25 protein-coding genes, 1 tRNA gene and 1 other RNA gene are annotated in these 23,138 nt (G+C 55.2%); 23 read left to right on the forward strand and 4 right to left on the reverse strand.

Annotation, left to right across the window (positions count from 1 at the left end; translation table 11 throughout):
• Window positions 1–52: 52 nt before the first annotated feature.
• An RNA gene (ffs, locus tag RB602_RS06175) (signal recognition particle sRNA small type) lies at window positions 53–148 on the forward strand.
• A gap of 37 nt (window positions 149–185) precedes the next feature.
• Window positions 186–746, forward strand: coding sequence for a hypothetical protein (locus RB602_RS06180; RefSeq protein WP_317083909.1), 561 nt, complete (start codon window positions 186–188; stop codon window positions 744–746).
• Window positions 747–763: 17 nt separating this feature from the next.
• Here the strand turns inward: RB602_RS06180 and RB602_RS06185 are convergent, their stop codons facing one another.
• A complete protein-coding gene (locus RB602_RS06185) occupies window positions 764–1,204 on the reverse strand; it encodes a hypothetical protein (protein ID WP_317083911.1) in 441 nt (146 codons plus the stop codon).
• Between the two features lie 268 nt (window positions 1,205–1,472).
• Between RB602_RS06185 and RB602_RS06190 the strand changes: the two genes are divergently transcribed.
• The 4 genes from RB602_RS06190 to RB602_RS06205 all read left to right on the forward strand — a co-directional run bounded on the left by RB602_RS06190 (window position 1,473) and on the right by RB602_RS06205 (window position 6,495).
• A complete protein-coding gene (locus tag RB602_RS06190; RefSeq protein ID WP_317084444.1) occupies window positions 1,473–3,251 on the forward strand; it encodes a DNA polymerase III subunit gamma/tau in 1,779 nt (592 codons plus the stop codon).
• Window positions 3,248–3,586 (forward strand): YbaB/EbfC family nucleoid-associated protein, encoded by a 339-nt coding sequence (locus RB602_RS06195; protein ID WP_317083913.1) that lies wholly within the window; start codon window positions 3,248–3,250, stop codon window positions 3,584–3,586. The genes RB602_RS06190 and RB602_RS06195 overlap by 4 nt, the downstream gene beginning before the upstream one ends.
• Window positions 3,587–3,673: 87 nt before the next feature.
• Window positions 3,674–6,070: an endopeptidase La gene (lon, locus tag RB602_RS06200; RefSeq protein ID WP_317083915.1), complete on the forward strand. Its 2,397-nt coding sequence runs from the start codon at window positions 3,674–3,676 to the stop codon at window positions 6,068–6,070.
• 152 nt (window positions 6,071–6,222) lie between these two features.
• Window positions 6,223–6,495, forward strand: a complete 273-nt coding sequence (locus RB602_RS06205) for an HU family DNA-binding protein (protein ID WP_317083917.1) — start codon at window positions 6,223–6,225, stop codon at window positions 6,493–6,495.
• A gap of 132 nt (window positions 6,496–6,627) precedes the next feature.
• On the opposite strand, the gene RB602_RS06210 is transcribed toward RB602_RS06205, so the two are convergent.
• Genes RB602_RS06210 through rlmB form a run of 3 tightly spaced genes read right to left on the reverse strand, consistent with a single transcriptional unit; the run spans window position 6,628 to window position 9,215 of the window.
• Window positions 6,628–7,584, reverse strand: a complete 957-nt coding sequence (locus RB602_RS06210) for a hypothetical protein (RefSeq protein ID WP_317083919.1) — start codon at window positions 7,582–7,584, stop codon at window positions 6,628–6,630.
• A gap of 31 nt (window positions 7,585–7,615) precedes the next feature.
• Window positions 7,616–8,431, reverse strand: a complete 816-nt coding sequence (locus RB602_RS06215) for a hypothetical protein (RefSeq protein ID WP_317083921.1) — start codon at window positions 8,429–8,431, stop codon at window positions 7,616–7,618.
• Between the two features lie 13 nt (window positions 8,432–8,444).
• Window positions 8,445–9,215 carry a 23S rRNA (guanosine(2251)-2'-O)-methyltransferase RlmB gene (rlmB, locus tag RB602_RS06220; RefSeq protein ID WP_317083922.1) on the reverse strand — a complete coding sequence of 257 codons (771 nt, stop codon included), beginning with the start codon at window positions 9,213–9,215 and terminating at the stop codon, window positions 8,445–8,447.
• A 150-nt stretch (window positions 9,216–9,365) separates the two neighbouring features.
• Here rlmB and RB602_RS06225 point away from each other — a divergent pair.
• From RB602_RS06225 to RB602_RS06305, 17 genes are all read left to right on the forward strand, one after another.
• Window positions 9,366–9,451: transfer RNA gene (locus RB602_RS06225), tRNA-Tyr, on the forward strand.
• 148 nt (window positions 9,452–9,599) lie between these two features.
• Window positions 9,600–10,811: a tyrosine-type recombinase/integrase gene (locus RB602_RS06230; RefSeq protein ID WP_317083924.1), complete on the forward strand. Its 1,212-nt coding sequence runs from the start codon at window positions 9,600–9,602 to the stop codon at window positions 10,809–10,811.
• Window positions 10,812–10,931: 120 nt separating this feature from the next.
• Window positions 10,932–11,159, forward strand: coding sequence for a helix-turn-helix transcriptional regulator (locus tag RB602_RS06235; RefSeq protein ID WP_317083925.1), 228 nt, complete (start codon window positions 10,932–10,934; stop codon window positions 11,157–11,159).
• Entirely contained in the window at window positions 11,156–12,529 is a 1,374-nt protein-coding gene (locus RB602_RS06240) for a DNA cytosine methyltransferase (protein ID WP_317083927.1), read from the forward strand. Before RB602_RS06235 ends, RB602_RS06240 begins: the two co-directional genes overlap by 4 nt.
• A complete protein-coding gene (locus tag RB602_RS06245) occupies window positions 12,526–13,233 on the forward strand; it encodes a DUF1441 family protein (RefSeq protein WP_317083928.1) in 708 nt (235 codons plus the stop codon). The genes RB602_RS06240 and RB602_RS06245 overlap by 4 nt, the downstream gene beginning before the upstream one ends.
• A complete protein-coding gene (locus RB602_RS06250) occupies window positions 13,223–13,654 on the forward strand; it encodes a DNA ligase LigA-related protein (RefSeq protein ID WP_317083930.1) in 432 nt (143 codons plus the stop codon). The genes RB602_RS06245 and RB602_RS06250 overlap by 11 nt, the downstream gene beginning before the upstream one ends.
• Window positions 13,651–15,768 (forward strand): phage terminase large subunit family protein, encoded by a 2,118-nt coding sequence (locus RB602_RS06255; RefSeq protein WP_317083932.1) that lies wholly within the window; start codon window positions 13,651–13,653, stop codon window positions 15,766–15,768. Before RB602_RS06250 ends, RB602_RS06255 begins: the two co-directional genes overlap by 4 nt.
• A gap of 60 nt (window positions 15,769–15,828) precedes the next feature.
• Window positions 15,829–16,158: a hypothetical protein gene (locus RB602_RS06260; protein WP_317083934.1), complete on the forward strand. Its 330-nt coding sequence runs from the start codon at window positions 15,829–15,831 to the stop codon at window positions 16,156–16,158.
• Window positions 16,159–16,305: 147 nt separating this feature from the next.
• The gene (locus RB602_RS15390) at window positions 16,306–16,464 is read left to right on the forward strand and encodes a hypothetical protein (RefSeq protein WP_406568410.1); all 159 of its coding nucleotides are present in this window, start codon (window positions 16,306–16,308) and stop codon (window positions 16,462–16,464) included.
• Window positions 16,464–18,164, forward strand: coding sequence for a phage portal protein (locus tag RB602_RS06270; RefSeq protein WP_317083937.1), 1,701 nt, complete (start codon window positions 16,464–16,466; stop codon window positions 18,162–18,164). The genes RB602_RS15390 and RB602_RS06270 overlap by 1 nt, the downstream gene beginning before the upstream one ends.
• The gene (locus RB602_RS06275) at window positions 18,154–19,515 is read left to right on the forward strand and encodes a S49 family peptidase (protein WP_317083939.1); all 1,362 of its coding nucleotides are present in this window, start codon (window positions 18,154–18,156) and stop codon (window positions 19,513–19,515) included. Before RB602_RS06270 ends, RB602_RS06275 begins: the two co-directional genes overlap by 11 nt.
• Before the next feature lie 41 nt (window positions 19,516–19,556).
• Window positions 19,557–20,012 (forward strand): hypothetical protein, encoded by a 456-nt coding sequence (locus RB602_RS06280; RefSeq protein WP_317083941.1) that lies wholly within the window; start codon window positions 19,557–19,559, stop codon window positions 20,010–20,012.
• A 32-nt stretch (window positions 20,013–20,044) separates the two neighbouring features.
• Entirely contained in the window at window positions 20,045–21,088 is a 1,044-nt protein-coding gene (locus RB602_RS06285; RefSeq protein ID WP_317083943.1) for a major capsid protein, read from the forward strand.
• A gap of 65 nt (window positions 21,089–21,153) precedes the next feature.
• Window positions 21,154–21,594: a hypothetical protein gene (locus tag RB602_RS06290; RefSeq protein ID WP_317083945.1), complete on the forward strand. Its 441-nt coding sequence runs from the start codon at window positions 21,154–21,156 to the stop codon at window positions 21,592–21,594.
• A gap of 60 nt (window positions 21,595–21,654) precedes the next feature.
• The gene (locus tag RB602_RS06295; protein WP_317083946.1) at window positions 21,655–21,981 is read left to right on the forward strand and encodes a hypothetical protein; all 327 of its coding nucleotides are present in this window, start codon (window positions 21,655–21,657) and stop codon (window positions 21,979–21,981) included.
• Window positions 21,978–22,577, forward strand: a complete 600-nt coding sequence (locus RB602_RS06300; protein ID WP_317083948.1) for a hypothetical protein — start codon at window positions 21,978–21,980, stop codon at window positions 22,575–22,577. Before RB602_RS06295 ends, RB602_RS06300 begins: the two co-directional genes overlap by 4 nt.
• A 34-nt stretch (window positions 22,578–22,611) precedes the next feature.
• The gene (locus tag RB602_RS06305) at window positions 22,612–23,133 is read left to right on the forward strand and encodes a hypothetical protein (RefSeq protein ID WP_317083949.1); all 522 of its coding nucleotides are present in this window, start codon (window positions 22,612–22,614) and stop codon (window positions 23,131–23,133) included.
• The last annotated feature ends 5 nt before the right edge of the window (window positions 23,134–23,138 follow it).

Below are 23,138 nucleotides of genomic sequence, written 5' to 3' on the forward strand. Positions count from 1 at the left end.
ACACTGCCGCAAAGCGATATTGCATTTTCACAAAAGGGACGCCATATGGCCCTTGGGAGTCGGGCGGACGTGGTCGTCGCCAACCTGGTCAGGTCCGGAAGGAAGCAGCCACAACGATTTTTTCTACGGGTCGCTCGGCTCCTTTACAGCTTTCAGACAGAAATTTGCTTCGCTAGTGTGAGGTAATGGAAAGCAAAAAAGAAATATTCTTCAAGCCTTGGCAAACTGCCTTCTCGGATGATGAACTTGCAATCTTGCAAGTGAGTTCGGGGCAGGACTTCATTCAGACGACTAACCGCATGCCTGATGATAGCTTCGTGCGTTATACACACGGGTTGCTCGACCACAGTATCCCAGAATTACGTATTAAGGCCTTTAGCTATTGCAAAGGGCAAGTCTTCGACATCGATTTCGACCAAGTCTCAGCGTACCGCGTATTGGATGAGCATGGTTTGGTGGATATCTGGGAGGCGGGAGAGCGGCCTAACTCTGCATTGTTTAGAGTGGGCGGGCATCCATGGACAAAAGAATCCGTGCTGAGCTTTGTGATGGAGGGAGTGGATACATCATGGATGATTGCAACCGCATTTCTCTGTGTAGAAGTGGTTGCCGATTGCTCCCCAATCATAAGCAATGTGGTTGATGTCACCCCTGAGAAAGTCATGATCCCTTCGGTTTCCGGGGCTAATAACAAGCTGTCTAGTATCATCCCTCCGGGCGCAAAACTTAAGCGGACTCGAGATTGATTTCTTGAGGCATTGCTTCAAAGGATCCCCAACTCCTCCGCCGCGGCCTCGATATGGTCGAGTATCTCCTTGAGCGGCAGGATCGTCACGCCGATCAGATCGGGATCATCCAGCATCTGCCGCGCCTGCGTCACTGTGGTGAAGCGCAGGCTCTGCACGGACTGGAAATGCGGCGACAGCGTCTTGCCCTGATCCATCGGCGCGAGGATATGCAGTCTGGCGATAACCAGTGCAGGGTCTGGCGCGTGATAGACCAGTTTCAGCGGCATATGGTGCATCAGATTATGCCCCGCGACATCCAGCCCCAAAGTGGTCAGCCGGTCGAGCACCATGATTTCGGCCAGCTCATTCATCGTCAATTGTCGTGAATGGCCGGCTTTGGGCGGTTTGCGCAGCGCCACCAGCCCTTTGGAGATCATCTGGTCAATCCGCGCCCGGCTGACCTGCGTAATCTGCACTGCGGTGCGCGTATCAAAATAGCGTCTCGAAATGCCGATACCTCTCCTGCTCGCGCTACTCGTCCGCCAACAAACGTAACACCAAGCGTCACAAATGCACCACCATCGGCAGCACGGGATAATATACCTCTGACTGTCATTCAGAGGTATATTATCCCGTGCTAATTTGCAACGGCTATCGACGCGGGCGGTGGGGCAGGCCTATATTGGGATTATGAGTGAGCAAGTGCCACAGAATAGCGAGTCAGACAGTGCGGGCGAGGGGGCGATGAGCCTGGGGCTTGATCTACCCGGTGGGCAGGATTCTTCAGCAGCGACGGATGCGGCGCAGCCTTATCGTGTTTTAGCGCGCAAATATCGGCCGCAGACCTTTTCTGATCTGATCGGCCAATCGGCGATGGTGCAGACGCTCAGCAATGCTATCAAACGCGAACGGCTGGCGCATGCGTTCCTGATGACCGGGGTGCGCGGGGTGGGCAAGACCTCGACCGCGCGACTGATCGCCAAGGCGCTGAACTGTATTGGTCCGGACGGGCAGGGCGGGCCAACGATTGATCCTTGTGGCGTGTGCGAACATTGCGTTGCGATTGCCGAGGGGCGGCATATTGACGTCATTGAGATGGACGCCGCCAGCCATACTGGCGTCGACGATGTGCGCGAGATTATTGAAGCGGTGCGTTATGCCAGTGTCTCGGCGCGCTATAAAATCTACATCATCGACGAAGTGCATATGCTGTCGAAAAATGCGTTCAACGCATTACTTAAGACCTTGGAAGAGCCGCCAGCGCATGTGAAATTCCTGTTCGCCACCACCGAGGTGGACAAGGTGCCGATTACGGTGCTGTCCCGCTGTCAACGCTTCGATCTGAAACGTATTTCTACTGAGCTGTTGACTGAGCATTTCGCCACTATCTGCACCAAAGAGGCGGTGGATGCAGATCATGATGCGCTGATGATGATCGCGCGCGCCGCTGATGGTTCGGTGCGTGATGGGCTGTCGGTGCTGGATCAGGCGATTGCGCACGCCGATATGGCACTAGCCGATGATGCTGGCAGCGATGCCCGGCCGCATATCTCGGCCGAGGCGGTGCGCAATATGCTCGGCCTGTCCGACCGCACCGTGGTGCGGCAATTGCTCGGCCATGTGCTGCAGGGGGAAGATGGCACGATGCTGTCGCTGCTCGACCAGCAGCATGAGCTGGGTGTCGAGCCGCTGGCTCAAGTGCGGGCGCTGATGGATATGGTGCACGCGATCACGCTGGCGAAGATTGATGAGAAGGCGGCCAAGAGCAATGGCTTGAGCGCCGAGGATCAGGCGATGCTCAGCGAGCATGCGGCGCAGATGACGCATGGCACACTGCACCGGCTGTGGCAGATGCTGCTGAAGGCGCATAGCGAAGTCGCGCATGCTCCCGATCCGCGCGAGGCGATGGATATGGCGATGTTGCGGCTGGTGTATGCGGCTTCGTTGCCCGATCCCGGCGCTGTTGCGAAGGTGCTGGATCAGGGCGGTGGGGCTGCGGCAATCGCGGCTCCGGCTTCTGCACCGTCGACAGGTCCGGCCGCTACCAATCAGGCCGAGGCCACGGTTGCTGTGTCGCAACCGCCGGCGCAATTTGCGCCCGAAACAGCCAATACCGCCGCACAGCATCAGGCCACCCCGGCTATGCCCTTTACCGATCTGATTCAGGCGCTGGACAGGGAAGGGCATTTAGAGCTTGCGCAGATCATGCACGACCATATGCGGCTGGTTGATTATGGCGATGGCAGGATAGTGTATCAGTTGGCCAGCAAGGTCCGCTCCGATTTTGAGGCTAAGTTGCGCGATGCGTTGCTACGGCTGACCGGCAAGCGCTGGCAGGTTGAAAAGGGCGACGGCAATGCCCAACCCAGTATCAGGGAGCGTGCTTTGTCGCAGGCGGAGGCCCGAAAGGAATCAATCCTGCAAACCCCGTTGGTACGGGCTGCGCTTGACGCATTTCCGGATGCGGAATTGATAGAAAATGGTGAGGCAGAGGCCCACCCGGACAGGAGTTTACGCGCGTGAAGGACATGGAAGAAATGATGAAAGCCGCTCAGGAAGCGGCGCAGAATGTGCAGAACCAGATGCAGGAAGCGCAGCAGCGGCTCGAAGCGGTCGAGGTTGAGGGCGTTTCCGGCGGCGGCATGGTCAAGGTGAAAGCGACCGCCAAGGGCCGTATTTTGAGCGTATCGATCGATGACAGCCTGATCACCCCCGATGACAAGGCGATGCTGGAAGATCTGGTCGCTGCTGCATTTAACGATGCGCGGGCGAAGGCAGATAAGGCGAGCGAGGAAGAAATGGCGAAAATGTCATCATCGCTGCCATTGCCGCCGGGTTTCAAGATGCCGTTCAGCTGATCCTGTGGGCCTGACCGGTTGAAGCCAGCCGCGCCAATGCCAATATCTTATGCAAGTAATATCGTAACATAGATTGCATCATATCTTATGAACCAGACTTTCCCTCTTCTTCCGCTGCGTGATATTGTTGTTTTCCCGCAGATGATTGTTCCGCTGTTCGTCGGTCGCGACAAATCAGTCGCCGCGCTGGAACAGGCCATGGCGGCCAATAAGGAGATTTTCCTTGTGTCGCAGCTTGACCCGGCCTGTGACGATCCGGACCAGAATGATCTTTATGATATGGGCGTGGTGGCGACTGTCTTGCAGATGCTGAAACTGCCCGATGGCACCGTCCGCGTGCTGGTCGAAGGCCAACGCCGCGCCAGCCTTGAAGCGCTGCGCACTGAGGAAAGTGTCTGTTTGGCTGAGGTCAGCCCGCAAGAGCAGAACAGCGCCAGCGGTACCGAGGTTGCTGCGCTGATGCGCTCGGTTGTCGAGCAGTTTGAGAATTATACCAAGCTCAACAAGAAGATGCCGAGCGAAACCGCCGTACAACTGTCTGAAATTGACGATGCCGGTGCGCTCGGCGATGCGGTTGCGGCGCATCTCAATATCAAGGTCGCCGACAAGCAATCGCTGCTGATGGAGCTGGACCCGGTCAAGCGGCTGGAACTGCTGTTCGGATTTATGGAAGGCGAGCTCGGCGTGCTTCAGGTCGAGAAGAAAATCCGCGGTCGCGTCAAGCGCCAGATGGAAAAGACACAGCGCGAATATTATCTCAATGAGCAATTGAAAGCGATCCAGAGCGAGCTTGGCGATGGTGACGGCGAAGGCGGCGATGAGCTGTCTGAACTGGCGCAGAAAATCCGTGAGATGAAGCTTTCCAAGGACGCCAAGACCAAGGCTGAGGCGGAGCTGAAGAAGCTGCGTTCCATGGCGCCGATGTCAGCCGAAGCCACAGTTGTGCGAAACTATCTTGATGTGCTGCTCGGCCTGCCTTGGGGCAAAAAGTCGCGGCTGAAGAAAGATATCAGCAAGGCGCAGGAAATCCTTGATGCCGACCATTTCGCGCTGGAAAAGGTCAAGGAACGCATCATCGAATATCTCGCGGTGCAAAGCCGGACCAACAAGTTGAAAGGCCCGATCCTCTGCCTTGTCGGCCCTCCGGGAGTCGGCAAGACCTCGCTGGGTAAGTCGATTGCCAAGGCGACTGGACGCGAATTTGTCCGTCAGTCACTCGGCGGTGTGCGCGATGAGGCGGAAATCCGTGGCCATAGGCGGACCTATATCGGCTCGATGCCGGGCAAGATCGTCAATAATCTCAAAAAAGCGGGCACATCCAATCCGTTGTTCCTGCTCGACGAGATTGACAAGCTGGGTCAGGATTTCCGGGGTGATCCGGCATCAGCGCTGCTTGAGGTTCTTGATCCCGAACAGAATGGCAAGTTTCAGGACCATTATCTTGAGATTGATATTGACCTGTCGGACATCATGTTCGTCACTACGGCCAATTCGCTTAACCTGCCGCAGCCGCTGCTTGATCGCATGGAGATCATCAGGCTCGAAGGCTATACCGAGGATGAGAAGGTCGAGATTGCCAAGCGCCATCTGGTGGCCAAGCAGATTGAAGCGCATGGCCTGAAAGAAGGCGAATTCACGCTCGAAGACGACGCCCTGCGCGATCTGATCCGCTATTATACCCGCGAGGCCGGGGTGCGGACGCTGGAGCGTGAGATCGCCAAGCTGGCGCGCAAATCGCTGCGTAAGATAATCGAAGGCGAGGATGAGAAGGTGGTCATCACCACCGAAAATCTTGCCGACTTCTCCGGTGTGCGCAAATTCCGCCATGGTGTCGGCGAGGAAGAGCATCAGATTGGCGGCGTCACCGGGCTGGCCTGGACCGAGGTTGGCGGTGAGTTGCTGACGATTGAGTCGGTCACGGTCCCGGGCAAAGGGCAGATCAAAACCACCGGCAAGCTCGGCGAGGTAATGCGGGAGTCGGTTCAAGCGGCGTGGTCCTATGTCAAGGCACGCTCGCCTTCCTACGGTATCAAACCGGATATCTTTAATCGCAAGGATGTCCATATCCACCTGCCCGAAGGCGCAGTGCCCAAAGATGGGCCGTCTGCCGGCATTGGTATGGTCACATCGATGGTCTCTACGCTCACCGGAATCCCGGTCCGTAAAGACGTCGCGATGACCGGTGAAGTAACGCTGCGAGGCAGGGTCTTGCCTATTGGTGGGCTTAAGGAGAAGCTACTTGCGGCATTACGCGGTGGTATTACGACAGTATTAATTCCTGAAGAAAATCAAAAGGATCTGGCGGATATTCCCGACAATATCACGCAAGGCTTAAAGATTATTCCCGTGGCCCATGTCGATGCAGTGCTCAGCGAAGCACTTACCGAGACGCTGGAAGCGATTGACTGGACCGAGGCGGATGAACTGGCAGCACGGCCCGCCGGATTTGCCGCTGACCAGAATGATCCGCAATTGCCGCACTAAATGTAAACTGTGATATACACATGCAACAATAGCGCAGAAAGTGGCGGAAAAGTGCGGAATTCCCTTTGACAGACATGGGGTAAAGGTGGTTATCAGTCCCATCTGATCCCGCGAATCAGGTAGAAATATCAGCAAGGGGGGATACCCAGAATATGAACAAGAATGATCTAATTGGTGCAGTCGCTGATCACAGCGGTCTTAGCAAAAATGACGCTGGCAAAGCTGTTGAAGCTGTTTTTGATTCCATCACCAGCACGCTCAGCAAAGGCGGCGAAGTCCGTCTGGTTGGTTTCGGTACCTTTTCAGTGACCGAGCGCAAGGCATCAACCGGCCGTAACCCGCGTACCGGCGAGCCAATGCAAATTGCAGCCTCGACCCAGCCAAAGTTCAAGGCTGGCAAGGGCCTGAAAGACGCCGTCAACTAATAGAGAATATGGCTGCCTGCGGGCGGCCATATTTTTGCTTCGCGGAAAAAATCATGGGGCAGGAGAAATCCTGCCCCATTTTTATTTGTTCTTTGCCGGCTGGGTGCAAACTCGGCCCATGTTATTATGCTGTTATTGCGCAGGTCCAATCAGAGCCCGCGGGCTCTCCAGCCCTTCGGTCACATTCCATCGGATGACATTGCTGCCATTTTCGCGCACCCTGCCTTGGTCGTTATTGTTCGCAAGCACTTCGCCATTGGTGCGGATGGTGAAGGTGCCCGACGGAACCAGCATTGCCTGTTCATCCAGCCCGCGTCTATATGAGCGATCAAGCTTTGATAGCGTTGCCACCGTCCCGCTACCGCCAAAGGCAGGGGCAATGATTTCATATTTGCCATCCTTAACCGGGATGATTTGGACAAAAGGCATATTGAGCGCGGTATCGGGGAATTGCGGGAAAAGAAAGCCGCTCGAAACCTGGCCTTCCACCGAGTAATCGACCAGAAAAACGTCATCTCCCTGATAGCGGACCGAGTTCCAGCCTTCATAGGCCTCCAGCTTCTGCGCCAGTTTCTCCATGCTTTCGTCATTGCCCGGCACAGCTCCGCCGAACACCGACGACAACACCTTCAGTCGCTGCTCATGTTCGGCCAGCCTTTCGGCATTGCGACGATCATGTTCGGCGCGTTTCTCGGCCAATTCGGCATCGGTGCATTCACGGCCTTTGTAACTGTAGCGCGGCGTCGGTGTTTCTACCGTTGCACCTTCGGCAGCCGCGATTGCAGCCTCTGTAGCGGCGTCTGCCGCAGTCTGTGCTTCTAGAACCCTGTCGTTCTCGCTTATCGGCTCTTCCTCGCCTGTCTCCAGATTGACCCGGCTTTCGCAATAGACGGAATTCGGGTCAAAGGGACGTGTTCTAGGTTTACGAAATTCCCTTTCTGGCAGCACCAACTGAATCTGCCCGACATAGGCAAAACGATAGCTGCCATCATCATTGAGCGTGAGATCCGCCTCAAACTCGCCGGGCGTCAGGAAGCAACTGGTGAGCAGCAGGCAGGCTGTAAAGGTCGCGATGATACGGGTCAGCATAAGCGTTTCCTCTTCATTATCTGGCGCGGGATCAATCCAGCGCAATCAGCGTTTCCGGTGGCTGTGTTGTCGCGGGCGTAATCTCCCAGCGCAGCACCTGCTCACCGTTCTCACGCGTTGGGCCTTCCTCGGTATTGTTGGTGAGGATGGTACCGCTTGTGCGGACGGTGAATGTGCCGTTGGGCAGAACAGCCGGGGCGGGGGTGCCACCTTTTCCGCTTTCTCCTGCACCCATGGCAGCCAATGCGCCAAATGTACCCATTCCAGGGCCCTGCTCGCTACCGGCAAAGCCTGGCGCTTCGACGCGTACTTTATTGTCCTTGCGGGCAATGATGGTCACAAACGGGCTCGCCGCCTGCAGCTTCTCGATCATCGGGAAGGTAAAGCCCTGATCGGCATTGCCGCTGATGCGAAAGTCCACATCAAATACGCCCTTGCCCTTATGGCTGATGCTGTTCCATCCCTTTTGCCGCGATACGCGCTCGATAAAATCGTCAATCGCTTCCGGCTTGCTTGGGTCAATGCCGCCAAGCAGCGTTTTGAACATCTCGGCATCGCGCGCATTTTCGGCAGCCTTGGCGGCTCTCTGTTCCTCTTTTTCTTCTTCGGTGCAGGGGCGTTCTTCAAATTCGTCATTATAGCATTCGCCCGCAAAGCCTTCGGCATTTTCATGCGCCGCCATGTCGATCAACTGGTTGAAGCCCAGCACCGAAATCTCGCCCTGATAGCTGAAGGTAAACTGCCCGGATTTGTCGATGCTGAGTTCGGACGTGAATTGGCCCGGTGTCAGTACGCAGCTAGTCAGCATCAATACTGCGCTCAGTGCAGCGATTACGCGTAGTCCCATCAGCCTTCTCCCCTCACTTCTCTCTGGTGCTCAACACATATAGCGCAATCGCCGCCGCATTGGAGACATTCAGGCTCTCCATAGCCTCCTCAATCGGTAGATAGGCCTCTATATCGCAATGCGCGGCGACATTAGGGCGCAGGCCTTCGCCCTCTGCGCCCAGTACCAGCGCCACGGGCCCGGTGCCGACCGCATCGGCATAGGCCTTTTCGCCATGGCCGGTCAGCGCCACCCGCCAATATCCGGCATCGGCCATTTCCTCGAGCGCCCGAGACAGATTGACCACCCGCACCCAGGGCAGCCGGTCAAGCGCGCCTGAGGCTGCTTTGGCGATGACACCGGATTCCGGCGGCGCATGGCGATCCTGGGTAATGATCGCGCCCGCGCCAAAGGCGAGGGCAGACCGAAAGATCGCACCGATATTGCGCGGATCGGTAACCTGGTCGAGGATTACCAGCGGCTTGCCGTCTGCGCGATCAAGGCATTCGGGCAGGCCGATATCTTCTAGTGGCGCAACCTCGGCCACAACACCCTGATGCGGCGCATCGGGTGGCACCAAAAGCGCCAGATCGGTGAGCTCGCAATATTGCACCGGCAGTTGCTCGGGAATCTCCAGTTCAGACAGCGCATTGCGCGTGCCCAACAGCTTGCGTACCTCACGTTCCGGATTGGCCAGCGCCGCCTCTACCGCATGATGTCCCCAAAAACGCGGCGCAACCGCTGATCCGCCGCGGCCACGCTGACGCGATGCCTTTTTCTGCTTTGCCTGCCGTCCTCTTTTCATGTCATCTGCCCTCGCATATTCATCGGCCAATGCCAATCATTGCGGCGGGTAAATATTTCATCGTCTGAGAGCATTGACATGAGGCGGGCTTTTCGCCATTGAGCCGCCTCTTGCCGACGCGATCCGTTGCATCAGGAATCGCGCGCCTATGGACAGGTGGCCGAGTGGTTAAAGGCAGCAGACTGTAAATCTGCCCGCGTGAGCGTACGCTGGTTCGAATCCAGCCCTGTCCACCAATTCCACTTCTCATACAGTCTCATACATTCTCAGCTACCATCTAAAATGCTAGAGAAACCTTGATTTTTTGTCCCAAGCGGTCTCATATAGTCTCATTGAAGCGCGACTCATTTGTTGGCTCTTTGTTGGCTCTTTTTGGTGACGGATATGGCACTGACGGACTTGAAGATCAAAAACGCCAAAGCAGGTGGAAAACCATATCGACGATTATCTGATGGGGGCGGGCTTTATATCGAAGTGAGACCGAGCGGTCGGAAGACCTGGTTTCTCGCCTATCGCCGCGACGGCAAGCAAATGAAAGTCCGTGGCGGACCATATTCCGAAATGTCTTTGGCCGATGCTCGCTTTTGGCGTGAGAAGGTCAAAGCTGAAATTCGCGCCGGCAACTATCCCACTTCCGACAAGCCCGATAAAGACAAGCCCTCGTTTGAAACCATCGCCCGCGAGTGGTTCGAGTTGCAGCAGTCTAAGTGGACCAAACGCTATGCTGATATTGTGATAGGCAGGCTGGAGAATGACCCTTTTCCCCTCTTCGGCGACCGCCCCATTGATGAGGTCTCGCATGAAGAGATTTTGTCACTGATAGAGCGAATGGAACAGCGCGAGGTTTATGACCTTTTGCGCAGAACTCTTCGTTATGTCAGCCGTGTAATGCGCTATGCGATTGCGACCAAAAGGGCGTCCTATAATCCGGTCCCTGATGTCAATGACGCGCTCAAGCCTAAGCCTAAGACCCAACATTACAGGCAGTTGAGTCTAAGCGATCTGCCGGACTTCTATGCGAAACTGCGCAAGTCCAATCACAGTGAAACCGTGAAGCTGGCGTTGCAATGGACGATCCTCACTTGGGCCAGGACATCTGAGACGAGGTTCTTCCGCCCGGAGGAAATTGAAGGCCGCGATACTGACGAACTATTGTGGCGGGTGCCTGCGGATCGCATGAAGATGGGCAGGGAGCATCTAGTTCCGCTGCCGCGCCAAGCAGGCCCATTGCTGGATCGGATCGAAACCTTGGCGCAAAAGATGGGTAGCCAATGGCAGTTCGCCCAAGTTCGCAATGCTCTAAAGCCGATTGACGAAAACGTGATGCTCTACTGCTTATACGATCTGGGTTATCTCGGAAAAGCGACCGTCCATGGCTTTAGGGGTATGGCGTCCACTTTGGCGAACGAGCAGGTCGATGCGAACGACATGCGCGTTTTCCACGAGGACTGGATTGAGCGCCAATTGGCCCATGTGGAAGAGAACAAGATTCGCGGAGCGTATAACGCCGCCGAATACCTTGGGCCTCGTCGTAAGATGATGCAGTGGTGGGCTGATTTCCTTGAGGAGCAGCAGGGTTTCTCTGAGCTGCTTTAACCCTTATTCAAGTTTGTGTGGCCCGCGAAAGCGAGAAAAGGTGAATTTTTCTGACACCCCTTGCCACATATTCAAGTTTTGCGTATTGTTATTCAAGTTTCACCCGGATAACAATGTGCCATGCCGTATCAGAACGTCTCACATAGCGATCCCAAATGGATGCGCTTGCCCGAAGTGATTGAGGCGACGACTCTGTCGAAGGCCACAATCTATCGCAAGATGGACGCCGGTATCTTTCCGCAAAGCCATCGGTTGAGGGACATTCGGGCTGTCGTATGGTTTCGGGATGAAGTCATGAAGTGGAAGCGTGACCAGGTGGTTTCCGAGGGGATCGGAGACCTGCTGTGACGCGGGCGTATTACAATGAGATCGACCCCCATGCTGCTCAATGGCTCCGTAACCTCATTGATGCCGGTCTGATCGCTTACGGAGATGTTGATGAGCGTGACATTCGAGACATCAAACCAGTCGAACTTGCAGGCTACACCCAATGCCATTTCTTTGCGGGCATCGGAGTCTGGTCCTACGCCTTGCGGCTCGCAGGGTGGCCAGATGAACGACCAGTGTGGACCGGCAGTTGTCCGTGCCAACCTTTCAGCGGCGCAGGCAAAAGAAAAGGGACTGCTGACGAGCGGCACCTATGGCCATTCTGGCACTATCTCATCGAACAGTGCGAACCTGGTGTCGTCTTTGCAGAGCAGGTTGCGTCGAAGGACGGACTCGCTTGGCTCGACCTTGTACAAGCTGACCTGGAAGGAACGGGTTACACCTGCGGGCCGTTCGATCTGTGCGCTGCGGGCTTCGGTGCGCCGCACATCCGCCAAAGAACCTTCCTCGTCGCCCAAGCCCAAAACGCAGATGAGCGGGTGGGTTACAACAACACGCGATTGGAAAGACAGCGAGGGGATGGCGCTCGAACGACCGGACGGGCGATCACGGATAGACCAGTTGCCGAGGCAGGCGGCGGTGGCAGGTTGGCCGACCTCCTCGGCGACGGATGGGAAGCGGGGCGGAACGCTGACCCCCAAAATGACGGGGAAGTCCCTGACCCAATCGGTGCAATTCAATCTCGCCGGTTGGCCGACAGTGACGGCGATGGACGCCAATCGGGGCAAGGGAACGATCAGAGCGCACGACACGGGGATACCGTTACCACAAAGAGCGTCGATGGCGGGTTGGGCCACTCCTCACGAGAACTCGACCACGGGGCCGGGGACTCAAGGGCGTTCGGGCGGAATGAACATTCAGACGATGACGCAGTTGTCGGGATGGAACACGGCAGCGGCATCGGACGGGAATGGGGGCAAGAGACCTCACCCGGATACGTCAATGACAGGCAAACACCCGTCCGGCAGGAAAGTGAACATGGGCTTGGCTTCTCAGGTTCATTTGGGCTTTCTGAACAAAGAGGAGATGGAGAAGCACGGCCCAGCCCGACTAACGGCTTCTGGCGAGATGCTGACTGGCTCTTCTGCCGGGATGGAAAGTGGAGGCCAGTTGAGTCCGGCACATTCCCTCTGGTTGATGGGTCTGCCTATCAGTTGGATTCTGGTGGCCCCCTTGAGAGCAAAAACCGGGCGAACCTCCTCAAAGGCTTCGGTAACGCAATCGTCAGCGAGGTCGCGGCATACTTCATCGCCACATTCCTCGAACACGAGCAGGATGCCGCTTTGGTTAATGGCCGAAGCCATGACGATCTGATCGGGGACTTGTTATGATGAGCGGGATTGACGACCTTCTCGGGACCAAGCCGCAAGAAGAGTCGGTGCGGGAGCGCCGGTTGAACAAACTTGCCAAGGATCGGGCGATCAAAGCCGCAGGCAGTGGGACTACCTTTGTTGAAATGGGCGCGTTGAAGCGCCCGGTATCAATGAATTTTCTCTCTGAGGTCTTCAACATGGACCCCAAGACGGTGCGGACCAGGTTGGTGCGGTGTCCCATTTTGGGAATGGCAGGCGGTAATCGCCCGGTTTATGATTTCAAGACTGCTTGCCAATATCTGCTGCCGCCCAAAATGACGACCGATGAGTTCATTCGGACACTCAACGCCGCCAAACTACCCCCGGAAGTCAACAAGGTGTTCTGGCAGGCTCAGCGCGAACGGTTGCGGTATTTGAGGGACGCCGGGGAAGTCTGGCACACCACCGATCTGCTCGACCTTCTCGGCCAGGTGAATATGACCTTCAAGGACCGCATTGATATGTGGGTTGAGGACATACGCGAGATGAAGGGTATCTCCGATGAGAATATCCTGAAAATCGAGCAGATGACCCATGCGCTGAAAAGCGATCTCTATGAGGCATTGGTCTCCATGCCATCGCAAGGGGAAACCCTTAGCCTGCGTGACAAGGAAGACCCGCTCGCCCCTGAGCAAAGCAAGAATACCGAAATTGACGAAGGGCAGATCAGCGATGCGCTTTAGACCGGAACAATATGACGCCGTAGCGAAGCGGATTGTCACCAACAACCCGAACATGCTTGTGCCGTGGTTTCTGATGGCGTCTTACGCCTATTACGAGAAGGACGATCCGTTCCTGACCGACTCCTTCTATGACAAGATGTGCTTAATGCTCATCAAACAGTGGGATCAGATCGAACATCGCCACAAAACCTTCATCGATCGAGATGCGCTAGGGGCCGGATCAGCATATCATATCGACTGGTCCCAATTGCCGACGATCATAAAGGACGCGGCAGACCATCTTACAGCTAAGTACCACTCTTTAGCCACTATCGGTACACCCGCCCCAACCACATTAGACGATCTGCTCGGCGATGTTGCTGAGCCGGAAACGATTGATGACCTGCTCGGCGGCAGTGTGAAGATTGACGACTTGCTATGAAACTGCCCGAAGCCAGATTCAGTTCAATGGAGCATATCGTTGCCGCGTCGGCGGAGAGCGTTCGGCCCCCTGAAAGGCTAAGCGTGGCCGAGGCGTCGCAATATCATATCGTCAATAATCCCGGCTCCCATGTTGGCCCTTTCGATCTCAACAAAGCCCCATATCTCGTCGAGCCGATGAACGAACTGACGAGCCTTGATCTCAAGGGATTGGTGTTTGTCGGTCCAGCACGTACCGGCAAGTCAGCAATGTTCATCAACTGGCTCTGTCATACCGCAATTTGCGATCCTGCCGACATGCTGGTGGTGCATATGACCCAATCGACAGCGAGGGACTGGTCGCAGGCCGATCTTGATAAGGCAGTAAGAAACTCACCTGAGTTGCGCAGCCGCATGGTCCCTGGTCGGCAAAATGACAATGTGCATGACAAAGCATTTCTCTCAGGTATGCGACTGCTCATCAAATGGCCCTCAATCACCGAATTGTCAGGCAAAACAATCCCCCGTCAATTCATCATGGACTATGACCGCATCCCCGACTCTATTGGTGGTGAGGGTAATGCGTTTGACCTCACCAGGAAGCGCGGGCAGACGTTCAAGAGGCGGGCGATGTGTGCGGTTGAGTCCAGCCCAGGCCGAGAGGTCACTAACCCCAAATGGATAGCCTCATCACCGCACGAAGCGCCACCGACGACCGGAATCCTCGACCTCTATAATCGCGGCGACCGACGCCGATGGTATTGGCAATGCCCGCAATGTCATGAGGCATTTGAACCATCCTTCGACAAATTGGTGTACCCGGATTCACGCGATCACATGGAAGCGGCTGAGCAGGTCGTCATGTGTTGCCCCCATTGCGGCTACACCATGGAACCAGACCAACAATACGAACTGAACCTCGGCGGTAAATGGATCAAGGACGGTGCCATTTGGTTGCCTGACGGCAGCGTCGTACCAAAGAGCGGTCACACCATTCGACGTAGCGGGATCGCTTCATTTTGGATGAAGGGGCCAGCCGCAGCCTTCACCACATGGAAAGAACTGGTGGTGAAGCACCTTGACGCTGTGGAAGCGTGGGAAAAGAACGCGGATGAGGAAGCCTTGCGCACCACAATCAACGTGGACCAAGGTGAGCCTTACATTCCTAAAGCCCTTGAAGCCGGAAGACTACCAGAAGAACTCGCAGCTCGTGCGCAGCATTGGGGCGGCACACGGACAGAACCAGTTGTTCCCGAAGGTGTGCGCTTCCTGATTGCTACGGTTGACGTGCAGGCTCGATCATTCGTTGTACAGGTCCATGGTATCGGCGTCGGCGGCGATGTTTGGCTCGTCGATATGTTCAAGATCAGGAAAAGCAACACTCGTCTCGATGACAATGGCGAGCATATGATCCTTGATCCAGCCGGTTACATTGAGGACTGGTCCACAATAACCGAAATGGTGATCGAGAAGACTTACCCTCTGGCCGATGACAGCGGGCGCCGGATGCAGGTGAAACTTGTCGGGTGTGACTCTGGCGGTAAGGCCGGTGTGACCGCACGAGCCTATGAGTTTTGGCGATCATTACGGGACGACGAGATCGGCCGGCAGCATCATAATCGCTTTCAGCTTATCAAGGGTGAGCCTTCACCCAAAGCACCACGTTACCGGCGTGACTATCCTGACTCCAAGCGCAAAGATCGTAATAGCGGTGCGCGGGGCGATGTACCTGTTGTCTTTCTGAACTCCAACACTCTCAAAGATCAGATCAGCGGTATGCTCAATCGCTCCGATGCAGCCGGTGGACGGGTGAACTTCCCGATCTGGTATGATGAAAGCGGCAAGCAGGTGGACATATCCTGGCTGTATTCTCAGCTTACCGCCGAGGTCCGGTCTGACAAGGGGTGGGTATCCAGCAGTGGGAAACGCAATGAAGCGTGGGACTTGCTCTATTACTGTGTCGGCCTTCTGCTTGATAGCCGGATCGCATTTGAGACGATTGACTGGAACAACCCGCCTGCATGGGCCGCTGAGTGGGACGTGAATACGCTTGTGTTTGAAGCCGAAGACGGGCCGCGATTCACAGAAACAACGAAGAAACGCGATTTAAGTAAGTTGGGCGAAATACTCGCTTAACGGGTTATTATGATTCACCAAATATAACCTGGTTGTATTTTGGCAATAAGGAATCGAACCATGGTCAACAAAATCGCAGCTTTTCTCTTTTGGGGCTTTTTCGGTACTATCGGCGTAGTAATCGGTTTGATGTACATTTCGGGCGGACACACCGAGCGTAACCCTCGCTCATGCGAGGAAGGTTGGGATTCTGTTTACGCGGCTGAGCGCGAACATCTCAAGCGGTTGGCCGTTTATGGACGCGACGACGATTACGAGCGCACTTCGGAACGAGTTATGAAAAGAGCAAGCGGTGGATGGAACGTCTCACTATTCACAAAAAAGGGGAATAATGTTTATGCAGTAAAACCCGACTGTTCCGTGTCATTTATCATGTCAAATGAAATATAGATTCACATTTTATGTGAATAATACTGATATAAAACAATAGGTTATTTCAATATTTAATTGATTCGGTCTGGTCATATTGTATTTTTATGCAATATGCTTGACGAACAACAACTGCTTGATGAGGCCAAAGCGGCGTACCACCGTCTCATGATCGGTGAGTCGGTTGTTGAAGTGCGCGATCATTCGGGTGAGAGTATCCGTTACCAGCCCGCGACTGCCCACAAACTTCTTTCCTACATTCGCAGCATGGAGCCGAATTTCGCGGTTCCAGTTGGTCTCGGTAATGCCCCTTTGAGGTTTCTCTAATGGGCGCGCCGGTCCAAATTGATGACCTTCTCGGCCTAGCCGGGGGAGTCGGCTCCGATCCTGCTATCGTCCCGGCAGAAGGAGTCGGCTCTGTAAAATCGGTCGCCGGTGGTGCCTATGATGGCGCTAACCGATTTGACCGGGAACTGGCGCTTTGGGCACCGCCGATCACGTCTGCGGACAATGAGATACTGCCCGCAAAGGCTATGGCCGATGCACGGACGCGGGACACGATGCGCAATGACGCATACATCTCGAACATTGGCAGCATCCACCAGAACTACATCGTTGGTTCGGTATTTCTTCTCAACGCTAAACCATCAACCCGCGTCCTTTGGGGGCAGGCTGATGACGTTTGGGAAGAAGAGTTCCAAGAGGAAGTCGAAGAGAAGTTCACGCTATGGGCGGAAAGCAGTGAGTGTTGGGTGGACGCGACGCGCCGCAACACTTTCTCTGAGATGGTCCGCCTCGTTACCGGCATTAACTTCATGGGAGGGGAGTCCTTCTCAGCCGTCGAATGGTTGCGCGAAGAGAGCGACCGCCCATTCAACACAGCCATTTTGCTGCTCGACAACGAGCGGATCACCACGCCACCGACTGCACAGTTTGATGTTCGGGTGCGTGGCGGTGTTCGGCGCAACAAGCGCGGTCGGCCCCTCGGTTATTATGTCCGGCAAGCGCATCCGTCAGATTTCCGTGATCCTGACGTGCATGATTTCAAATATGTGCGCGCCAACCGCCCTTGGGGCCGCAAGCAGATCATTCACATTTTCGAGCAGGTACGACCCGATCAGACACGCGGCATTTCAGAACTGACTGCGATGCTACGTGAGACCTATCAGGCGCGCAAAATTCGTGATGTTGCCTTGCAGAACATGATCGTCAACTCATCATATGCGGCAGCTATTGAGAGCGATCTTCCGACCGATGTGATTTTCAATCTGATTGGTGGCGGCAATGTCACCAATGATGGGCGGGTTGAAGAGGCGATTTCGACGTACATGGACTCTTATCTGTCCACGGTTGCCCAATATGTCGGTAAGTCGAAATACGCCCAACTTGACGGCGTTAAGATTCCACACTTGCCTCCAGGTTCTAAGCTGAATCTGATGCCGGTAGGCAAAGGGGGATTGCTCGGTACTGAGTTCGAGCAATCGCTATTGCGCTATCTGGCCGCAGGTAGCGGTGTATCTGGTGAACAGGTTTCGCGGGACTATTCGCGCACCAACTATTCTTCGATCAAGGCTGCCCTGGCTGACACTCAGCTTTACATGGCTTCAAAGAAGAAGATCATTGCCGACCGATGGGCGACGGCGGTGTTCAAGCTGTGGTTTGAGGAAGCTTATAATCGCGGCGCGATTGAGACGCTGAATCGTCCCAACGCCCCCAACTATTACGACCCCCTGATGGCCGAAGCCTACACGGCTTGCGATTGGATCGGCGCATCACGCGGTCAGATCGAAGAACTCAAGGAAACGCAGGCAGCCATTGCGCGACTTAACGCGGGGATCAGCACCCGTGAAATCGAGATTGCGCGCTTTGGTCGCGACTACCGCAAAGTGTTCCGTCAGATTGCCCGCGAACAGCGGATGGCCGACGAACTCGGCCTCGATTTCTCCGGCAACGAGGCGATGATGGGCGCGGTTTCTGACGCCTCAAGCGATGACCAGGAAGCAAGGGAGCCACGAGATGACCAATAACACCATTCTGTCTCGCTTCGACAAGGTTCCGGCCCTTCTCAACCCAAATTCTGAGAGTTGGTTCGAGGCCCGCGCACAAGCCCTGAGCGAGTTTCTGAACGCCAACATTAAGCTGCTCAGTGCGGACAATGACAACACCTATAGTCCTTCGGGCCGCGCCGTGGACAATGATGACGGTTATTGGCCTTCCGAGGATAGCTGGCTGTCAGCTTATCGCCCGTACAACGTCATGAACGGTACGCTGCACATCCCGGTAAAAGGGATTTTGCTCACCAACTTCGGCTACACGATAAGCGATTGGGCGACCGGCTATGAATATGTCTGTCGCGCTCTTTCCCGTGGTCTGGCCGATAGCGCGGTCGAACGCATTGCTTTGCGCGTGGACAGCGGCGGCGGTGCTGTTGCTGAGTGCTTTGATTGTGCTGATCGCATCTACGCGGCGCGGCAGGTTAAACCCGTCGAAACCTTCGTTAGCGAAAACGCATATTCTGCCGCTTACGCGCTCGCCAGCGCCAGCAGTGCAATCAATCTCGAACGCACTGCGGGCGCAGGCTCTATCGGCGTTGTGATCTCTCACATGGATATGTCGAAACGGATGGAGGCAATGGGGGTCAATATCACCTTCGTTCATGCCGGAAAGCACAAAGTTGACGGCAACGCTTACGCCCCTCTGAGCGATGAAATGAAGAGCCGGCTGCAAGTGCGGGTTGATGAAATTTACGATGTTTTCGTGTCGCAAGTGGCACGGAATCGCGGACTGAATGAGCAGGTTGTTCGGGACACCGAAGCCCGCATTTATTCCGCAGCCGAAGCCTTGTCCCTTGGGTTGGTCTCTCAGGTCGGCCCCATGGACGAGTTATTGTCCTCATTCGAGGCCGACAATCCACAAGAACAGGAGCAACCTACCATGTCCAAAGAGAACACGGACACTTCTGCGGCTGAAAATGAGGCCGCAGTTACCGAAGCCCGCGCCGAAGGCCGCAAAGCAGGTATTGCCGAAGGCATTGCTGCCGAGCGTGAGCGTCAGAAAACCATCCGTGGTTGTGACGCCGCAAAGACGCGCCCCATCGCCGCCGAAAACGTCGCCATGAACACCGACATGAGTGCTGAGGATGCTGAAAAGTTCCTCGCTAACATGCCGGAAGAAACCACCATGCTCGAAGAAGCGACGACTACTCAGTCGGGCAGTTTTGAGCAGGCAATGGCGACCGGCAACCTCGATCTCGACGCCAATGTTTGGAAGTCCGAGCAGGAAGACGAGAACGCCAATGAGGGTCAGGCCGGTGCGAATACACTGCTCGCAGCTCGCAAGGCGATGACCGGCTTTGGTCCGTCGAACAAGGCTGCGTGAACGTCGCCTGATTTACCCACTCATTCAAAAGGATGAATACAATGTCCAATATTCCTCATGACGGTGGAGGTCTGCCTTCATACGAAACCGATAATTTCAGCTATGTTGAACTTATCGCAGGCGAACAGCCCAAAATCCTGACTGTGAGCGGTTACAGCGCCGATGGCTCGGTTGCAATGCCCGCTTACACCGTGGTCGGTTTCGACGGGCGCGGTGATCTGGTTCCGGCGACGATTGACACTCTGGCACCGGAAAACAGCATTGCGCCTATCGGTATCACTGCGTCTCCGATCCTCGGCAACAACGTCACTCAGCCTGTTGGCCTTATCCGTGCCGGTAACTTCAACATTGGCGCGTTGACGGTGGACGGCACTTACAGCGACCCAGCAACTCTGCTTGCTGCGTTTGAGGATGCTCCGACGCCGACCAACATTGTTCTGCAACAGATTAATGGCGCGGCTCCGCAGGTTCTCGGTGCCGGTACGCCGCAAATCTGATCTGACTCCAATTTAAGAAGAGGATACTTCCAATGACTATCACGCCTCAGTTCTATGATACCGCCGCGCTGCTCGGTGTCATGCGTGAAGAAGACGCTCCAAGTTTCTTTTGGGCCAGTTACTTCACCAACCAAACCAATCAGGACGATGAGTACATCGACTTTGAGAAGATTCCGCACAGCGGTCGTAGGCTGGCGACCTTCGTGACTCCGATGTCGCAAGGCAAGCCTATTTACGAACGCCGCTCTGTGCTGACTCGGATCAAACCGTCCTACATCAAAATGAAGGATGCGGTGACACCGGATCGGGTCATGAAACGCCGTCCGGGTGAACTGCTTGACCCCAACCCTTCTTCGCCTGAGATGCGTCGTCAGGCGATCATTGCTGATATTGCTGTTCAGCATAATGAAGCGATTGATCGTCGGCTCGAATGGCTGGCCGCCCGTGCAATGATCGACGGTCGCGTAGTTATCGAAGATGACTTGTCGCCTTCTCGTGAAGTCGATTTTCGCCGCGACGCCGCGCACACAGTTGCGCTGACTACTGGTGCGCGTTGGGATCAGACGACCGCTACCATTACTGAGAACATTGAGACTTGGCGAACTCTCTGTCGTCGCGCCGAGTTCGGTGGTCGCACCAATCGGGTCATTTTTGGTACTGATGCTTGGGACGCCGTTCGTAAGAACGATGACATCAAAGCACTCATGGATCGCAATTTCCGTGGTCGTGATGGCAATGTCCGCACCGGCCTGTCTCGTGATTCTGAGATCGAGTTCGTCGGTGATCTTGGTCCTGATCTCGAAGCCTGGGTTTATTCGGATTACTATGAGGAAGGTAGCACTCGTGTCGATTTCCTCGACCCGAAAGCTGTGGTTCTCACTGGTCCGAACCTCAATGGGTATCGCTGCTTTGGCGCGATCCAAGACCCTCATGCACGTTATGGCGCATGGGATCGATTCCCTCGCAACTATTTGGAGCAGGGTGATCCAGCAGCCGAATACGTGCTGACTCAATCTGCGCCGATCATGGTGCCGATGAATCCGAACGTCACGTTCAAGGCAACTGTGTTGACTTGAGCCAAAGGTCGGGAGGGCTGTGCCGGTCCTCCCGATTTTTTCGTTTCAATAGAAGGGACAAGACAATGACCAATTATGTTGCAGTTAATCGCATTGAGAGCCGCAAGGACAACAAACCTGTAGTGACTGACCCAGGTAAGCCGTTCAAGCCGGCCGATGCGGATGAAGCAAAGAGCCTTTTGGCCTTGGGTGCTATCAAAGAGGTCGAAACCTCTGCGCCAGCGGACGATAAGCCGCTCACCGTAAACGAGATTAAAACAACCGTGGCCAAACTGGTCAAGGACAATGACGCAGCAACTCTCGAAGTCATGCTTTCGGTTGAAGAAGACGGCCCCAACCGTTCGACAGCGATCAAAGCCATTCAGGACGCCCTTGAGGAAATTAAGGCTGCGGGTGAAGGCAGTGAGGGTGACAGCGGCGAAGAAGCCGCCTCCGAAGGTGAGGGTGAGACCACCCCAAGCACCGAGGAAGGTGCCGGTGACGGCGAAGAGCAAGGTTTGCTGTAAATGCCTCGGCGCGGTTTCCGTGAAATCCTGCGTAAAGGGCGTTCCTATCTTCATGACCACATGAAGACGGAAGCGCTCTTTATCGCCTATAACGGAGCCGTGCCGATCCCTGTGACAATCAGGGATAGCTTGCGATCCACAACAACAGGCGATCAAGGGTCATCGACAAACGGTTATGCCGAAATGGCCGACGATGTGCCCATGATCGTCTTTTTGGTGGCGGAACTGGCTGACGCCAAACATGGTTCCATTTTCTCTGTGGCCCCCGGCGAAGCCTATCGGGTTGAGCGCACATTTCCTCCTAACGACATAACCCGCAAAGCTGAGGTTGTGCGATTGAGTGACAGTGAAGCTGCCGGACTTCCGGTGCCGGAGGCACAGCCATGAGACCTTATGTTGTCGCGGTTGAAGGGTTATCTGAGGCAATTTCGGCTTATGGCGAACTCCCCCCGAAGATAGTTCGTTTTGCCCGCATGGCGATCAATACGACAGCACGGCGTTCGCGGACATTGGCTTCGCGGGAAATGCGCCGACAGGTGGCGTTCACAGCGCGCTATCTGTCCGACAAGTCCGGTCGGCTGTCGATCAGTCAAACCGCAACCGATGCTCGCCTGGAAGCCCGCATACGCGGTCGTCATCGCCCAACATCTCTCGCTCGCTTTTCACGCGGCGGCGGTCGGCGCGGCGTTCGTGTACAGGTTAAGCCGGGTAGTTCGCAGGTGATGGACCGGGCCTTTTTCATGCCGCTTCGTGCCGGTCGAGCGCCGATTGAAACGCGCTCAAATCTCGGTCTGGCTATTCGGCTTCGACCAGGCGAGCGCTTGGCAAACAAGCACAAAATGATTCAAGTCTCAGGCAACCTGTACCTGCTTTATGGCCCTAGTGTCGATCAGGTGTTCAGAACGGTTGCTGAGGACATCAAACCGGAAGCGGCTGACATACTCCAAGCCGAGTTTAACCGGCTGCTGGACAGGTTGAACTGACATGCCAAACATACCCTTTCGCTTGCGTATCCTTATGGCCATCACAGATGCGTTGGAAGAGATAACGGCTGCTGGCAACTACACTTTTGATCTCAGCCCCTTCACAGATGAAGACGGACAAACCGTTCATCGCGTCAACCGTGGCCGAGTCTTTTTCGGTGATAGTGACCCGTTGCCGATGGTCGCCATTCTTGAACGCCCGGAAGAGTCAGAGGAACTGACAGACCCCAACCCGTTGCCTACAGCATCTTTATTCAACTATCACTTAGTCATTCAAGGTTTCTTGAATGACAACAAAGACAACCCTACCGACGATGCCCATATACTGCTTGCCGATGTGCGCAGGCGGCTTGCAATTGAGCGGGCGCGTAAAGACCAAAACCAGAGACTTCCCGACCCCTTTGGCCTTGGAAGTAAAAGAGAATATAATAGAATTGACGACTTTGACTTTGGCGCTGGATTGGTGCGGCCACCTGATGAAGTGTCGGCCAAAAGCTACTTCTGGCTCCCGGTCAAAATGAAGCTGATCGAAGACCCACTTTACCCTTTCAATTAACACGT

Origin of the sequence: Parasphingorhabdus sp. SCSIO 66989, from assembly GCF_032852305.1 — a bacterium.
GTDB lineage: Bacteria > Pseudomonadota > Alphaproteobacteria > Sphingomonadales > Sphingomonadaceae > Alterisphingorhabdus > Alterisphingorhabdus coralli.